The 16,826-nt window shown below is 76.5% G+C and carries 7 protein-coding genes; 3 read left to right on the top strand and 4 right to left on the bottom strand.

Going from position 1 to position 16,826, the window contains the following annotated elements; translation table 11 throughout:
* Positions 1–85: 85 nt before the first annotated feature.
* From ACIPSC_RS20530 to ACIPSC_RS20520, 3 genes are read left to right on the top strand one after another with little or no spacing between them, the layout of a single operon-like run.
* Positions 86–334, top strand: coding sequence for an acyl carrier protein (locus ACIPSC_RS20530; RefSeq protein WP_313766810.1), 249 nt, complete (start codon positions 86–88; stop codon positions 332–334).
* The gene (locus ACIPSC_RS20525) at positions 334–1,809 is read left to right on the top strand and encodes a class I adenylate-forming enzyme family protein (protein WP_400827499.1); all 1,476 of its coding nucleotides are present in this window, start codon (positions 334–336) and stop codon (positions 1,807–1,809) included. Before ACIPSC_RS20530 ends, ACIPSC_RS20525 begins: the two co-directional genes overlap by 1 nt.
* The gene (locus ACIPSC_RS20520) at positions 1,806–2,606 is read left to right on the top strand and encodes a 4'-phosphopantetheinyl transferase superfamily protein (protein ID WP_400827321.1); all 801 of its coding nucleotides are present in this window, start codon (positions 1,806–1,808) and stop codon (positions 2,604–2,606) included. Before ACIPSC_RS20525 ends, ACIPSC_RS20520 begins: the two co-directional genes overlap by 4 nt.
* Here ACIPSC_RS20520 and ccrA read toward each other — a convergent pair.
* The 4 genes from ccrA to ACIPSC_RS20500 form a co-directional block, all read right to left on the bottom strand.
* A complete protein-coding gene (gene ccrA, locus ACIPSC_RS20515; RefSeq protein ID WP_400827498.1) occupies positions 2,603–3,766 on the bottom strand; it encodes a crotonyl-CoA carboxylase/reductase in 1,164 nt (387 codons plus the stop codon). The genes ACIPSC_RS20520 and ccrA overlap by 4 nt on opposite strands.
* 83 nt (positions 3,767–3,849) lie before the next feature.
* Complete coding sequence (locus tag ACIPSC_RS20510; RefSeq protein WP_400827320.1) at positions 3,850–4,080, bottom strand: MbtH family protein; 231 nt, start codon at positions 4,078–4,080, stop codon at positions 3,850–3,852.
* Positions 4,081–4,106: 26 nt separating this feature from the next.
* Positions 4,107–7,895, bottom strand: a complete 3,789-nt coding sequence (locus tag ACIPSC_RS20505) for a type I polyketide synthase (protein ID WP_400827319.1) — start codon at positions 7,893–7,895, stop codon at positions 4,107–4,109.
* Positions 7,888–16,749: an amino acid adenylation domain-containing protein gene (locus ACIPSC_RS20500; RefSeq protein WP_400827318.1), complete on the bottom strand. Its 8,862-nt coding sequence runs from the start codon at positions 16,747–16,749 to the stop codon at positions 7,888–7,890. Before ACIPSC_RS20500 ends, ACIPSC_RS20505 begins: the two co-directional genes overlap by 8 nt.
* Between the last annotated feature and the right edge of the window lie 77 nt (positions 16,750–16,826).

Genomic DNA, 16,826 nt, shown 5'->3' with positions numbered 1-16,826 from the left:
GCCAGGAGCCACGCTCGCGGCGGACGGGCCGAGGGCGGAGTGAACCGGCGCACGAAGCGAACGAGCGCACAGCGAAAGGGAAACCATGAGCCTGATCAGGTCGATGCTGGTGGAACTGACCGGCACCTCGGAGTACACCGACGGCATCGGTGACGACGTCGACCTCGCGGCCAGCGGCATCGACAGCGGGGACCTGGTGCGCCTGGTCCTGCTCATCGAGCAGCGCACCGGTGTGGAGGTCACCGCCGAGGACATGGAGAAGCTCGCCACGATCGGTGACTACGAGCGCTTCGTCGAGGAGCGGAGCGCCGCCCTGCAGTCCGGCGGCGCGTGATGTGGCTCAGCCAGCTGACGGACCGCAACCGGCAGTGCTTCCCCGACCGGGTGGCGCTGGTGGACGAGCACCGCTCGGTGACCTGGTCCCAGTTCCACGAGCGCACCGTCCGCCTCGCCCGGGGGCTGGCGGCTCTCGGCGTCGCCCCCGGCGACCGGGTGGTGGTGCTCTCGCTGGACCGCGTCGAGGTGCTGGAGACCTACTTCGCGCTGGCCCGGCTCGGCGCGCTGTTCGTCCCGCTCAACCACAGCCTCACGGTGCCCGAGGTGGCCGAGATCGTGGAGCGGGTCGAGCCGGCCGCGCTGATCGGCGAGACGGCGTTGCTGGAGCGCTTCGCCGGCCTCCCGGCGCCCCGGCGGATCGCCCTGGACGAGCCGGCCTTCGCGGAACTCGGCGCGGACGCCGCGGAGTTCGAGCTTCCGGAGGTCGCCGACACCGACCCCGTCGCGATCCTGCACACCTCGGCCACCACCGGTCGGGCGAAGGGCGTGGTGGTGGACCAGCAGTCGTTCCGGGCCATCGCGCTCGGCTGGCTGGCCGTCAGCAGGCCGGCGGAGGACATGGTGCTGGTCAACTGCTGCCCGCTCTACCACGGCAGCATGGTGGTCACGCTGACCTACCTGGCCGCCGGCGCCACCGCCGTGCTGATGCCCGGCTTCACCCCGCAGCGCGCGCTGGCCGCGGTCGAGACCCACCGCGCCACGCACATCTGGCTGGTCCCGCAGATGCTGCGCTTCATGCTGCAGGCCAAGGCCGTGGAACGCACCGAGCTGGGCACCCTGCGCGAGGTGATGTACGGCGCCGCGCCGATGCCCCGCGAGGTGTACGTGGCGGCCGCCGAGCGGCTGGGCTGCGGGTTCCGGCAGGTCTACGGGATGACCGAGGTCGGCGGCCCGTTCGTCACCCTCGGCCCGGAGGAGCACCCGGCCCCGGACGCGGTGGGCGAGATCATCCCCGCCGGCCGGGTCGTCCCCGGCATGTCCGTGCGCGCGATCGGCGCGGACGGGCGGGAGGTGGAGCCGGAGGCGATCGGCGAGATCGTCGTGCGCGGGCCGGGCGTCATGCACGGCTACCTGCACAACCCGGACGCCACCGCCGAGGTCACCACGGCGGACGGCTGGATCCGCACCGGCGACCTCGGCCGGATCGACCGGACCGGCCGTATCCACCTGGTCGACCGCACCAAGGACCTCATCCTGCGGGCCGGGCAGAACGTCTACCCGTCCGAGATCGAGCGGGCGCTGCTGCAGCACCCGGCGGTGCAGGACGCGGCCGTGGTCGGCGTGCCCGACGCCGACTACGGCGAGGTGCCGCTGGCCTACGTGGTGGCCGGGGCGGGGACCGGCCGCGCCGAGCTGCAGCGCCACCTGGCCGAGCGGCTGGCGCCGTACAAGCGCCCGGCGCGGATCGAGTTCATCGAGCAGGTGCCGCGCAATCCGGCCGGAAAGATCGTCAAGAAGCTGCTCCGGGCGTGACCGCGGAGCTCGTGCGGCGGCAGGTCCTGGACGACCTGCCGCCGCTTCGCGCTGCACTGGCCGCCCACGGCCTGTCCCTGGGCTGGGCTGTGGCCGAGGCCGACGGGGACGGGGACGGCCGGGGCGACGGGGACGGCTGGGCCCACGGGGCCGACGGTGCAGAGCCCCTGGACGCCGCACCCGCCGGGCCGAGCGAGGCACAGGCCGCGGCCGGGATGCCGCCGACCCGGCGCCGCGAGTTCCTGGCCGGCCGGTGCGCGGCGCGGCGGGCCCTGCGCGCGGCCGGCGGCCCGGTCGGCGAGATCGGGCGGGCCGGGCGCCGACCGCTGGCGCCGGCCGGCTGGACGCTGTCCATCAGCCACTCGGCCGGGCTCGCGGTGGCCGTCGCCGCACCGCTCGACCGGCACTCCGCGGTCGGCTGCGACCTGGAGTTGCGCCGGCTGCCGGCCGCCGCGGCACGGCTGGTGCTGACCGGGCCGGAGCGCGCCTGGGTCGGCGACGCCGGTGCGCCGACGGCGGAGCACCGGCTGCTGGCCCTGTTCTCCGCCAAGGAGGCGGCCTTCAAACTGCTCTGCGGCCTGCAGCCGGAGACCTTCGGCGCGCTCACCGTGGCCCGTCTGAACGCCGACCCGCTGCCGGCCGGCGCCCGGCCGCGGGCCTTCCGCCTGCGGCCGCGCCTGCCGGGCCTGCCGGGAGCGCCGGGCACACCGCCGCCCGCGGCGCTGGTACGGGTCGGCGCCGCGGGCGACGGGGTGTTCTGCTGGACGGCGATGCCCCCCGAGCCGGACAGGAGCTAGCGTCCGGCGTTGACCAGCACGGCCATGTTGCCCGGCGGGTGCTGGTTGTCGTGGATGAGCTGGTGCGCCAGCCCGACCTCCTCGAAGTCGAAGGTGCGCGACAGGCACGGGTCGATGTGCCCCTGCGCGATCAGCGCGGAGACCTCCCGCGCCTCCCGGGCGCTGGCCACGTGCGAGCCCTGCAGGCGCTTCTGCCGCATCCACAGGAACCGGAGGTCCACGTCGCCGTTGTAGCCGGTGGTGCCGCCGCAGATGACCACCATGCCGGCGTTGTCGCACAGGTACATCGAGGTCGGGATGGTGTCCTGGCCGGAGTGCTCCAGCACGATCCGCGGCGCCCGCCGCTCGCCCAGCACCTCCCAGAACCGGCGGCCGAACGCCCGGGCCCCCTTGAGCCAGTGGGCCGTCGCCTCCTGGTCGGTGGCGTCCGGGAGGCGCCCCCAGTGGTCGAAGTCGCGCCGGTCGATCCAGCCCTTGGCACCCAGACGGACGCAGAACTCGCCGCGCTCCGCGCTGGAGACCACCGCCACCGGGATGCCTCCGGCGTGCCGGACCAGCTGGATCGCGATGCTGCCCAGACCGCCCGCACCGCCCCAGATCAGCACCGGGTCGCCGGGCCGGACCGCGTGCGGCTCCCAGCCGAACAGCTGGCGGTAGGCGGTGGCCGCGGTCGCGAGGTAGCAGGCGGCCTCGGCCCAGGACAGCCGGGCGGGCTTGGGGTGAAGCTGGTAGTCGCCCACCACCGCGAACTGCGCGAAGGAGCCGTAGTTCTCCTCGTAGCCCCACACCCGCTGGCTGGCGGAGGTGGCCGGGTCGGCACCGAGCCGGATGTCCTCGGCGTGCTCGTCCCAGGTGCTGGCGAGCACCACCACCTCGTCGCCGGGCCGGAACTGCTGCACCCCCTCGCCAGTGGCCCAGACCACGCCGGAGAGGTCGGAGCCGCCGATGTGGAAGTCCTCGGTGGCGCCCTGCTTCTGCCGGGCCGCGATCACGTCCAGCGGGTAACCCTGCGCCGCCCAGACGTTGTTGTAGTTGACGCCGGCCGCCATCACCTTCACCAGCACCTGGTTGCGGCCGATCGGCGGCACGTCCACCACCTCGGTGCGGAAGGCGTCCGCGGGGCGGCCGTAGCGCTCCTGGCGGATCAGCGAGGCGTACATGCGCCGCGGCGTCCGCCCCAGCTCGGGGGCGTCGCCCAGTTCGTAGAGGTCCTTCTCGGCGAAGGGGACCTGGCTCGGCTGGCTCACCGGGAGACTCCTCGGGTGGTGGTACCGGCGTGGATGGTGGCGGGGCGGGTGGCGGCGGCCGTACGCTCGGCGGCGGCCAGGCAGGCGCGGTGGGAGGCGGCCGGCATGGCCTGCCGCCAGCCGGCCGGGAGCTCGGCGAAGACCGGCCAGAGCGAGTGCTCACCTGCGGCGTTCACCAGTAGCAGGTGCGACGCCTCGTCGCCGCGGTCCTCGAACGGACTGCACACGGTTCTCTCCTGTCTCACAAGGTCGTTCACGACTTCAGCGCGGCGGCCAGCACCGCGCCGATCTCGGCCATCGGCTCGGGTTCGGTCATGCCGTAGTGGCTGCAGGCGACCGGACGGTCGTGCAGGGTGCCGGTGATGTACGCGCGCCAGGCCTCGGCCTTGCCGGGGGCCAGCGACGGGTCGTCCGCCCCGTCCGGGGCGGGCAGGTCCGCGCCGGCGGTGAAGAAGAGCGCGTCGCCGTCGAACACCCCGGGCGCGAAGCCGGGCGCGATCCGCAGGTTGTTGCGCATCACCTCGGCGATCCGTTCGGCCTCCGCCCCGGTCACCGGCGACGTCCCGCCGTCGGCCCCGGACAGCCGCGCCAGCACCCCGGCCACGGCCGGCGGCGCTCCGTCACCCGGCTCCAGACCCGCCACCCGCAGCAGCAGCGCCGCCACCTGGGACTCGATCTGCTCCGGCGTCCAGTGCAGGCCGTACGGCTGCGGCGCGTCCAGCATCGCCAGCAACTCCACCTGCTCGCCCTGCCGTTGCAGGGCGCAGGCGATCGCGTGCGCCACGAAGCCGCCGTACGACCAGCCGAGCAGCCGGTACGGGCCGTGCGGCTGCTGCTCGCGCACCAGCGCCACGTACGCGTCGGTCATCGCCGCGGCGTCGGCGGCCGGCGAACGCCGCCCGTCCAGCCCGAGGGCCTGGATGCCGTAGACCGGCTGGTCGGCGCCGAGGTGGGGCAGCAGCCCGGAGTACCGCCAGGACACGCCCGCCCCCGGGTGCACGCAGAACAACGGGTTCTGCTCACCCTCGGCGCGCAGCGGCAGCAGCGGCGCGAAGGCCTCGGGACCGCCGCCGCGGCCCGCGGCCGTGATCAGCCGGGCCACGGTCGGGGCCGACAGCAGCGCGGCGGCCGGCACGTCCAGCACCCCGGCCTCGCGCAGCCGGCCGACCAGCAGCACGCCGCGCATCGAGTCGCCGCCCAGGTCGAAGAAGTTGTCGTCGACGCCGATGCCCTCGACGCCCAGCACCACCTCCCAGGCCTCGGTGACCGCCTGTTCCAGCGGGGTGCGCGGCGGCACCTGCTCGGTCGTCAGGTACGGGCGCGGGGAGCGTCCGGCGGGCGTCCCGGCCGGGGCGTCCGCCGCCCCGGCCGGGCGGGCCCCGGGGGCGTCGATCCAGTACCGCCGGCGGTCGAACGCGTAGCCGGGCAGCGGGACCGGACGCACCTGCTCGGCCGGGTCCGGCCCGGGCAGCGCGGCCACGCCGGCGCTCCACAGCCGCCCGAGCGCGGCCGCCAGCACCTGCTCGTCCGGGCTCTCGGCCTTCGCGTGCCGCATCGTGGTCACCCCCACCACCGCGGCCTGCTCGCCGAGCGCGGAGCCGGCCAGCTTCAGCAGGGTGTCCCCGGGGCCGATCTCCACCAGCACCGGGTTGCCGCCCTCCCACAGCGTCCGGACGCCGTCGGCGAACCGCACCGTCTGCCGGGTGTGGGCGACCCAGTGCTCCACCGAGCCGGCCTGCGCGTCGGTGACCCAGTCGCCGGTGACGTCGGTGACGTACCGGATGCGCGGCGGGCGCAGCGGGACGGCGCGCAGGTGCCCGGCCAGCTCGCCGAGCGCCGGGTCCAGCACGGCGGAGTGCGCCGCGGCCGGCATCCGCAGCCGGCGGAACGTCACCCCGGCCTCCGCCAGCCGCCGTTCCAGCTCGGCCACCGCGGCCACCGGACCGGCGGCCGTGCAGGCGGCCGGGCCGTTGACGGCGGCCAACGAGACGCCCTCGGTCAGGAACGGCCGCAGCTGCTGCTCACCCAGCGCCACCCCGACCGTGGCGCCGCCGCAGGCGGCGATCAGCCGGATCCGCTCGTGGACCAGGGGCAGCATCTCCTCCGGGGTGAACACCCCGGCCAGGCAGGCGGCCGTGTACTCGCCGAGCGAGTGCCCGATCATCGCGTCCGGGCGCACCCCGCGCTCGGCGAGCTCCGCGGCCAGCGCGTACTGGGTGACCACCAGCGCCAGGAACGCCTCGGCGGACGCCGGGTCCACCTGCTCGAACAGCGCGGTGCGCAGGTCCCCGCCGAGCCCCGGCCGCAGGATGCGGGCGCACTCGTCCACCGCGTCCCGGTACACCCCGCCGGCGCGGTACAGCCCGGTGCCCATGCCCACGTACTGGGTGCCGCCGCCGGGGAACAGGAACGCCACCGGCCGCGGTGCGCCGTCCGCCACCTCCACCGGCTCGGGCAGCGGCGCGCGCAGCGCGGCGACCGCCTCCCGGGCGCTGCGCACGGCGACCGCCGAGCGCAGCCGCATCCCCGGCCGGTGGCCGGTCAGCGTGTGGGCGACGTCGGCCAGCCGCAGCCCGGGGTCGTCCGCCAGCCGCCGGGCCAGCGCGTCGGCCTGGCCGCGCAGGGCGCCCGGGGTGCGGGCCGACAGCGGCAGCACCCGCCAGCGCGCCTGCTCCGGCGCCCGGGAGTCCGCCGGGACGGCCGGCGCCTCCTCCAGCACCACGTGCGCGTTGGTGCCGCCCACGCCGAAGGCGCTCACCGCGGCGCGGCGCGGGTGCGGGCCGGCCGGCCAGTCCTCCAGCGCGGTCGGGACCCGGAACGGGGTGGCGGCGAAGTCGATCAGCGGGTTGGGCCGCTCGAAGTGCAGGCTGGGCGGGACCTGCCGGTGCTCCAGGGCGAGGACGGCCTTGACGAAGCCGGCGATGCCGGCCGCCGCGCCCAGGTGCCCGATGTTGGTCTTCACGGAGCCCAGCGCGCAGTAGCCGCGCCGGTCGGTGCTGTGCCGGAACGCCTCGGTGAGCGCCGCGACCTCGATCGGGTCGCCCATCGCGGTCGCGGTGCCGTGCGCCTCGACCAGGCCGACGGTGTCCGCGGTGATGCCGGCCGCCAGCTGCGCGGCCAGCACCGCCTCGGTCTGGCCGGCCGGGCTCGGCGCGGTGAAACCGACCTTGCGGCGGCCGTCGTTGTTCACCGCCGAGCCGCGCACCACCGCCCGGATCCGGTCCCCGTGGGCGACCGCGTCCTCCAGGCGCTTGAGCACCACCACACCCACCCCGTCGCCGGAGGAGGTGCCGGCCGCGTCCGCGGCGAAGGCCCGGCAGTACCCGTCCGGCGAGAACGGGCCGCCGGGCACCCAGCGGTAGCCCAGCAGGGCCGAGGGGTTGACCGACACCGCCCCGGCCAGGGCGGTGTCGCAGCGGTAGTCGATGAGGTCCTGGCAGGCCTGGTGGACGGCCACCAGGGCGGTGGAGCAGGCGGTCTGCAGCGACAGGCTCGGCCCGGTAAGCCCCAGCTCGTAGGAGACCCGGGTGGCCAGGGTGCCCAGCGAGTTGCTGGTGGCCGCGTGCACCAGGGCGACCGAGCCGGGCCGGCCGGCGTACTGCGGGTGCAGGTGCGAGGGGTAGTAGCGGCTGTCACCCGCCCCCGCGTACACCCCGACCTGCTGTTCGCCGAAGCCGCCGGCGTACCCCGCGTCCTCCACCGCGTGGTAGGCGGTCTCCAGCAGCAGGCGCTGCTGCGGGTCCACCACGGCGGCCTCGGTCGGGCTGTAGCCGAAGAACGCGGCGTCGAACAGGTCGATGCCCTCCAGGGCGGAGACGGTGCGGACCAGGTCGGGGTCGGCCAGGTCCGCCGGGTCGCCGCCGGCGGCGAGGAACTCCTCGTCGCCGACCTGCCGCATGGAGTCCCGGCCGGCGGCCAGGTCGGCCCAGAACTCGGCGACGTCGGCCGCGCCCGGGAACCGGGCGGCCATGCCGATCACGGCGATCAGCGGTGGGTCGTCCTCCGTGGTCGGGTCGTCGGTGGTCAGGTGCTCGTCAGCCATGGTTGTCGCCCTTCTGCTGTGCGGTGGTACGGCGGGCGGCCTGTGCGGTGCGCCGCCGCTGGTTCTGCAGGCGGGCCCGGTCCAGCGCCGAGGGGGCGCCCGGGGCCGTCGGCCCGGCGGGCCGGCCGGCGGTGGCGGTCTCCGGCGCACCGGTGGCGGTCTCCGGCCCGCCCGGGGCGGGCGAGGTGCCGTCGGGGGTGCGTACGCCGCTCGCGGCGAGGTGCCGGGCCAGGTCGCGCACCGTCGGGTGGCCGAACAGGTCCACCACCGTCAGGTCGGTGCCCAGCGCCTCGTTCACCCCGGCCTGCGCGGCCACCAGCAGCAGCGAACTGCCGCCCAGGTCGAAGAAGTTCTCCTCCCGGCCGATCCGCTCCCGGCCCAGCACCCCGGCCCAGAGCCCGGCGATGGTCTCCTCCAGCCGGTCCGCCGCGTCCGCCGCGCCGTCCGGGGCCCCGGACGCGCCGGGCTCGGCGGACCCGGCGGCCCGCAGCACCCAGTGCCCGTCGACGGCCAGCCTCCGGGCCGCCTCGCCGGCGCCCGTGCACACCGCGCCCAGGTCCGCGCCGTCGGCCAGCACCACCCGCCCGGCCAGCCGCTGCACCGGGCGGGCCGGGCCGGCCAGGTGCGCGCGCACCCAGGGCGCCGTGCGGTCCGCGCCGATCAGCAGGTGCGGCTCGGCCGTCGAGGCCGCCAGGTCGTACGAGCGCAGGGCCGCCACCGGATCGAGGGCGCGGTAGCCGCGGGCCTCGGTGAGCGCCGCCAACCGGTAGCCCTCGCTCATCCCGCGCCCCTTCCAGGCGCTCCAGGCCAGGCTGCGCACCGGGCGTCCGTCGCGCCCGTGGCACACCGCGAGCGCGTCCAGGAAGGCGCAGCCCGCCGCGTAGGACGCGTTGAGCGAGCCGCCGAAGAAGCCGTTGACCGAGGAGAAGGCGGTGTAGGAGGCGTCCAGCTCCGCGGCCAGCCGGTACAGCACCCAGCCGCCCTCGACCTTGGCCGCCAGCGCGGACCGCCAGCGCCCGGGGTCCAGTTCGGTGACCGGCGCCTCGTCCCGCTCGCCGGCCAGGTGCAGCACGCCGGCCAGCGGCACCGACCACGCGTCACGCGCCCGGTCCACCGCGGCCCGCAGCTGCACCGGGTCGGTCACGTCGGCCGCCTCGTAGCGGACCTCGCCCAGCGCGCACAGCCGCCGGTACGCGGCGAACCGGTCGGCGGCCGGGCCGTCCGCGGCCGGCTCGCGCTCCCGGCCGGACTCGTCGGGCAGCGCGGTGCGGCCGACCAGCAGCAGCCGGGTGCCGGTCGTGCGGAGCAGGTGGGCGGCCAGCTCCGTGCCGACCCCGCCCAGGCCGCCACTGACCAGGACGAAGCCGGGCGCGTCGGGGTCGGCGGCCCGCCCGGCCGCCGGCTGCTGCGTGGTCAGTGCCTGCCCGGCCGGCGGTTGTTCGATCAGCAGCTGCCCGGCCGGTGGCTGTTCGGGCAGCGGCGCCAGCCGGCGCAGGTGGCGCACGCCCGACCGGTGGGCGACCTCCGGCTCACCGGGCGGCATCGCCAGCTCGGTCACCAGCGCTTCGGCCGCCGCCTCGGCGTCGACGTCCGCCGCCAGATCGAGGTGGACGGCGCCGAGCCAGGGCAGCTCCTCGCGCAGCGTGCGCAGCAGCCCGCCGGCGGCCGCGTGCAGGTAGCCGCCCCGCTCGGCCGGCAGCACCGGCTGGGCACCGGCGGTGACGAAGAGCAGCGGCAGCGGGGCGGTGCGGTGCCCGGCCCGGGCGGCCAGCGCCCGGGCCAGCGCGAGCAGCGACTGGGCGCCGTCGCGCTGCGCCTCGACCAGCTCCGCGACGCTGTCGGGCTCGCGGTCGGCGCCGTCCAGCGCCCCCAGGTGCAGCACGGCGTCCACCGCGCGGCCGTCCTGCGCGAGCCGGTCCAGCAGCCGCGCCAGGTCGGGCTCGTGGTCCGGTCGCACCCGGTAGCGGGCCGCGTCGGCGCGCTCGAAGCCGGGGCCCGCCGTCACCACCGTGCAGCGGTCGTCCGCCGCCCGCAGCCCGGCGGCCACCCGCTCCGCCACGGCGCCGGCCCGCTCGCCGCGGCCGGCCAGCACCAGGGTGTGCCCGGGGGTGTCGCCCGGCGCGCGGTTCGGCCGGACGGGCTGCCAGACCGGGCGCAGGAACCAGTCCGGGACGGTGGCGGCAGTGCCCAGCAGCTCCTCCGCCTGCCGCAGCACCTCGTCGAACTCACCGGCCTCGAACCGCTTGCGCAGCTGGGTGCGCTGGATCTTGCCGATCTCGGTCTTGGGGATCGCCGCCGCCGGGATCGGCAGCAGGTGGGCCGGGCTCACCCCGATCTCCCGCGTCACCTTGCCGCGGATCTCGCGCAGCGCCGCGGCGGCGTCCACCCCGTCGGCCAGGTGGACGAAGAGCGCCAGCTCGTCGGTGCCCGCCGCCGGATCGGGGCGCACCGCCACCGCAGCGGTGAAGCTGCGCACCACGGTGGCGAGTTCCTCGACGCAGGCCTCGATCTCGTGGCTGTAGTGGTTGACGCCGTTGACGATGATGACGTCCTTGGCCCGGCCGGTGATGTACAGCTCACCGGCGCGGAGGAACGCCAGATCGCCGGTGTCGAACCAGCCGTCCGCGGTGAACGACTCGGCGTTGGCCCGGGCGTTGTCGTGGTAGCCCGAGGTCACCGAGGTGCCGCGGACCTGGAAGCGGCCGACCTCGCCCTCGCGCAGCACCCGGTCGGTGCCGTCCACGATCCGCATCGCGAACCCGGGGTACGGCCGGCCGCAGCTGACGAAGGACTCGTCGGCCCCGGTCGGCTCGCCCGGCAGGCTGACGTCGGTGACCACCGAGCAGGTCTCCGACATGCCCCAGCCCGGGTGCATCACGTCCTGCGGCAGGCCGAACGGGCGCAGCACGTGCAGGAAGCCGCGGGCGGTGGCGGCCACCACGACCTCGCCCGCGTTCATCACCAGCCGCATCGGCGAGAGGTCCCAGCGGCGGCCGGCCATCCGGCCGGCGTGCTCGGCCAGCAGGCCGAAGGCGAAGTTGGGCGCCCAGGTGACGCTCACCCGGTGGCGGTCGGCCAGGTCGAGCCAGCGCAGCGGGTCCTGGAGCAGCCAGCCGGTCGGCGCATGGACCTGGCGGCAGGTCAGGTAGACGTCGCGCAGGTGGAACATCACCACGCCGGTCACGTGGTCCAGCGGGATCCAGTTGAGCGAGACGTCGGCGGCCGACAGGTCGTTGGTGAGGGCGGCGGCCGCCGATCGGGTGAGCACGTTGCGGTGGGTCAGCCGCACCGCCTTGGGCAGGCCGGTGCTGCCCGAGGTCATCAGCATCAGCAGCAGGTCGTCCGGCTGCGCCCGGTACCAGTCCGTGTCCTCCGGGCCCCGGCGCAGCGCGTCCACGGTGGCCAGCCGCAGCTGCGGCCAGCCGCGCCGCTCGGCCAGGCCGCGCAGCCCCGGTTCGGCGGCCGTGGTGGTGACCACCGGCGGCATGTCCAGCATCCGCCAGATGCCCTCCAGCTTGGTCAGCGCCGCCGACGCGGCCTCGTAGGAGGCGGGCACGGTCAGCGGGACGGCCGTGATGCCGCCCAGGATGCAGCCCCACAGGGCAGCGAGGTAGTCCTCGGTGTCCTCGCACTGCAGGATCACCCGGTCGCCGGGGCGCAGCCCGAGGGCGCGCAGCCCGCCCAGCACCCGGGAGGCCTCCGGGACCAGCGAGGCGTAGCTGCGCCGGGTCTCCGAGCCGTCCGCGCGGACGTGCACCACCTCGGCGTGCTCCCCGGCCGCGGCGGCGCGGCGCAGCGCCGCCGCCCAGCTGTCCACCGAGGGCTCCGGCAGCTCGGGGCCGGTGCTCACAGCCAGCGGTGCGTCCGTGGTGGCCGCGGCCTCGGCCGGCTGCTCCGCCACCGGGCGCCGCCGGTTGACGGCCGGACGCCGGGTGCCAAGCTCCTCGGGCGCGTCCTCCAGGCCGACGGTGGCCGCGCGGACGCCGGGCAGCGCAGCCAGGGCGCGCTGCCACTGTTCGGCGGTCACCCGGTCCACCGGCGGCAGGCTCAGCAGCGCGGCGGTGTCCAGCGCGCCGTCGGCCTCGTACGGCAGGGTGCCGACCGCGGTCACCCGGGCGTCGGTGCCGAGCGCCCGGGCGGTCTGCTCGGCGGCCCCGGCGCGGGCGGGCACCGCGAACAGCCGTGGCAGGCCGTCCGGTTCGCGGACGGCGGCCGCCGCGTACAGCCCGCCGGCGGCCAGTGCGGCGCGCTCCAGCGCCGCCGGGCCGGGGGCCGGATCGGCCGCACCGTGCGGGGGCGGTGGAGCGGGCAGCGCGCCGAGCCGCTGCGCCGGGTCGGCGGCGGCCGCGGCCAGCAGCCCGTGCAGCGCCTGCGCCAGGCCCTCGGCCGTGGCGGCGTCGAACAGCTCGGTGGCGTACTCCAGGTGGCAGTCCAGTCCGGCCGGGGCGCCCTGCTCGTCGGTCCGCTCGACCACGTCGAGGAACAGGTCGAACTTGGCGGTGCCGGTGGCGGTGGGCCGCAGCGGCGCCGTGGTCGGGCCCAGCCGGAGCACGGCCTCGCCCGCGTTCTGCAGCGCCAGCATCACCTGGAACAGCGGGTGCCGGGCCGGGTGCCGGGGCGGGTTGAGGGCCTCCACCAGCAGTGGGAACGGAACGTCCTGGTGGTCGTAGGCGGCCAGGTCGACAGCCCGCACCCGGGCCAGCAGGGTGCGGAAGTCCGGGTCGCCGGAGGCGTCGGTGGGCAGCACCAGGGTGTTGGTCAGCAGGCCGACCAGGTCGTCCAGGGCCGGGTCGGTACGGCCGGCGACGGGCGTGCCGATCGCGACCACCGGGCCGGCGCCCCACCGGGTGAGGAGCGCGCCCAGCGCGGCCTGCAGCACCATGAACAGGCTGGCCTCGCCGTCCTCGGCGAGCCGGACCAGCGCCCGGTGCAGTTCGGCGTCCACGGTCAGCGTGCGGGCCGCGCCCTCGCCGGGCCGGGCGCCCCGGGGCCGGTCGGCGGGCAGCCCCGCGTCCTCCGGCAGGCCGGCCAGCGCCTGGCGCCAGAAGGCCAGTTGCTGCTCCAGCAGGTCCGCGCCGTCCGGCGGCGGCGCGAGCAGGCGGCGCTGCCAGAGCGCGTAGTCGGCGTACTGCACCGGCAGCGGGCGCCAGTCCGGGCCCCGGCCCGCGACCCGGGCGGCGTAGGCCGCGGACAGGTCGTCGGCCAGCGGGCGCAGCGACCAGCCGTCACCGGCGCAGTGGTGCAGGACCAGGACCAGGACGCGGTCCTCGCCGGTGCCCAGCAGCCAGGCGCGCAGCGGCAGTTCACCCGCCAGGTCGAAGCGGTGGCGCAGGGTGGCGGTGAGCTGCGCGGCGACCTCCTCGGCCGGGCAGTCGACCTCGGTCAGCTGCGGGGCGCGCTCCCCGGCGGGCAGCACCAGCTGCCGGGGCCGGCCCTCCGTCCCGACCAGCAGGGTGCGCAGGCTCTCGTGCCGGTCGGCCAGGTCGGCCAGCGCCGCCCGCAGCGCCTCGACGTCCGGCTCGCCGGCCAGCGGGACCACCAGGGGGATGTTGTAGGTGGCGCCGGAGGCGTCGATCCGGTTGAGGAACCACATGCTCTCCTGTCCGTGGGAGAGCGGCAGCAGCTCGGGACGCGCGGTGGGCACGAGCGGCGGGCGGGCCTGCGACCGCGGACCGCCGGGCGTCAGCCGTCCGGCCACCCCGGCGGGCGTCGGGGCGTCGAACAGCGCCGCCACCGGTACCTGTTGACCGGTCTCCAGGCGCAGCCGGGAGAGCAGCCGGGTGGCGCTCAGCGAGTGGCCGCCCAGGGCGAAGAAGCTGTCGTCGCGGCCGACGCTGCCCTCCGGCAGGCGCAGTACCTCCTCGAACAGCCGGCAGACCAGGGTCTGTTCGGCGGTGTCCGGGGCCCGGCCGCCGGCCGCGGCGGCGAAGTCCGGCGCCGGCAGCGCGGCCGCGTCCAGCTTGCCGTTGCCGGTCAGCGGCAGCGCCTCCAGCAGCACGCAGGTGGCCGGGACCAGGTGTTCGGGCAGCAGCCCGGCCAGGTGGGCGCGCAGCGCGGCCGGGTCGGGCCGCTCGCCGGGCGCCGGCACCGCGTACGCCACCAGCACCCGGTCGCCGCCCTGTTCGCGGGCGACGACAGCCGCCTGGGCCACCGCGGGGTGACCGACCAGGGCGGCCTCGATCTCGCCCGGCTCGATCCGGAAGCCGCGGATCTTGATCTGCTGGTCGGCCCGGCCGCGGTACTCCAGGGTGCCGTCCTCGGCGCGCCGGGCGAGGTCGCCGGTGCGGTACATCCGGGAGCCGGGGGCGCCGAACGGGTCGGCGACGAAGCGCTGGGCGGTCAGCCCCGGCCGGTCCAGGTAGCCGAGCGCCAGGCCGGGCCCGGCGACGTACATCTCGCCCACCGTGCCGGGCGGCACCGGCTGCAGGCAGTGGTCCAGCACGTACACCCGCAGGTCGGCGAGCGGGACGCCGATGGTGCCCCGCGGGTTGGGCTCCTCGACCGCCTCCCGGGTCACCCGGTGGTGGGTGACGTGCACCGTGGTCTCGGTGATGCCGTACATGTTGACCAGTTCCGGGCGCCGGTCCCCGTACCGGTCCAGCCAGGGGCGCAGGTGTGCGGCCTCCAGCGCCTCGCCGCCGAAGACGACGTGGCGCAGGGCGAGGGGCGCGGCCCCGGCGGGAGCCTCCTGGTCGGCCTGCACCAGCTGGTGGAAGGCCGAGGGCGTCTGGTTGAGCACGGTGACGTGCTCGCGCCGCAGCAGCTCCAGGAAGTCCCCCGGCGCACGGGAGACCGCGTACGGGACGACCACCAGGCGGCCGCCGTGCAGCAGTGCGCCCCACAGCTCCCAGACGGAGAAGTCGAAGGCGTAGGAGTGGAAGAGCGTCCACACGTCCTCGGGTCCGAACGCGAAGTGCCCGGAGGCGGCGAACAGCCGCAGCACGTTGCCGTGCGGGACCGGCACGCCCTTCGGCCGGCCGGTCGAGCCCGAGGTGTGGATGACGTACGCCACGGTGTCCGGGGTGAGCGGCGCGGTCCGGTCGGCGTCGGTGAGGTCGGCGGGGGAGAGCGCGGCGAGCTCCCGCTCGACCTCCGGGGCGCCGAGCACCACGGGCGGCGGGCCGTCCGCGGGCAGCTTCCCGGCGCTGCCGGCCTCGGTGACGGTGAGCAGCGGCGCGGCGTCCTCGGTCACCAGGCGCAGCCGCTCGGCGGGCTGGGCCGGGTCCAGCGGCAGGTAGCCGGCGCCGGCCTTGAGCACGGCGAGGACGGCGGTGACCAGCTCGGCGGTGCGCGGCAGGGCCAGCGCCACCAGGCGGCCGGGGCCGGCGCCGCGGGCGGCCAGCAGCCGGGCGAGCCGGTTGGCCCGGTCGTTCAGCTCGGCGTAGGCCAGGGTGCCGTGCTCGTCGGTGACGGCCGGCGCCTGCGGGGCGCGGGCCGCCTGCTCCTCGAACCGGGCCGGCAGGGTGCCGCGGGCCGCTTCGGTGAGGGCGGCGGGCAGCGGCGGCGCCGGGGTGAGCTCGGGCAGCTGCGCCTGCTCGTGCGGCAGCAGCAGGGAGGTGCGGGCGAGCGGCAGGCCGGGTTCGGCGGTGGCCAGTCGGTCGAGCAGCTGCACGAAGCGCTGCTGGTGCGCGGTCAGTTCCTGCTCGGTGTACACCGCGGGGTTCGCGTCGAAGGCCAGCCAGAGCCCGGGACCGTCCTCGGCGGGGCGCACGTTGATCTGCAGGTCCTCGATCGCGCCGCCGGTGAGGTGGTGCGAGGTGGACGGGTGCTCGGCGAAGCGCAGGTCCTCGCTGAACGGGATCAGGTTGACCACCGGCCCGTACAGCCGCCGGCCGCCGTCGAGCAGGCCCAGATCACGGCGCAGGTACTCGCCGCGGTAGAGCTGGTTGCGCCGCAGGGCGGCCAGCTCGGCGGCGACCTCGCGCACCAGGCCGCCCACGGTGGTGCCCGGGGTCACCGTGAGCCGCAGCGGCAGGATGTCGGAGGTGGTGCCCGGGGTGCGCAGCGCGGCCGAGCCCAGGCGGCTCATCGTGGCCAGCCCGAGCACCAGGTCCTCCGCGCCGGTCGCCCGGTGCAGGTAGGCGGCGACTGCGGCCACCAGCAGGTCGGTGCGGGAGGCGCCGAACCGGCCGGCGGCCGCCGCCAGGCCCTCGGCGTCGGGCAGCACGGTGGCGCGGCGGCGGAACGGGTAGACCGGCGGCGCGGTGCGCGCGCTCAGCCGCACCGGCGCGGGCGCGTCGGCGAGGCGGTCGGTCCAGTACGCGCGGTGCCGGGCGAAGCGCTCCGAGGAGCGGTACTCGGCGTCGGCCTCCAGCAGCGGGCCGATCGGGCCGAACGGACCCGGCGGGATCTCGCTGCCCGCAGCCAGCGCGCTGTAGGTCTCGGCCAGCCGGCGGGCCACCAGCTTGTAGCTGTAGCCGTCCAGCAGGATGTGGTGGGCGCGCAGGGACCACGCGTAGTGGTCGGTGCCCAGCGTGAACAGCGCGTGGGTGAACAGCGGGCCGCTCTCCAGGTCCACGGGGTTGGCCAGGTCGGCGCGGATCCACGCCTCGGCCGCGGTCCGCGGGTCGGGCTCCGCGCTCAGGTCGATCCGGTGCAGCGGCCAGTCGGCCGGCTCGGCGGGCAGCACGCAGCACGGTCCGTCCGGCGTGTCGCGGAAGCGCAGCGCGAAGGTCTGGGCCTCCGCCACCGTGCGCCGCAGGGCGGTCTCGAAGAGCGCCGGGTCGATGCGGCCGTGGATCTCGACGTACTCGCCGGTGTTGTAGGCGCCGTTGGCCGGGTCGAGCCGCTGGGCGAACCAGATTCCTTCCTGGGCGCCCGACAGTGGCCGGAGTTCTTCCTCGTGGACTGACATTGCACCAACCTTCAGCGCGGAGCGGGAATACCGCAGGAGAGACCGACCGGTGTGCTTGAGCAGGATGTCGAGGCGCG

Origin of the sequence: Kitasatospora sp. NPDC090091 (assembly GCF_044747365.1) — a bacterium.
Lineage (GTDB): Bacteria > Actinomycetota > Actinomycetes > Streptomycetales > Streptomycetaceae > Kitasatospora.
The sequence above is the reverse complement of the archived record's forward strand: the minus strand, read 5'-3'. Positions and strand labels throughout refer to the sequence as shown.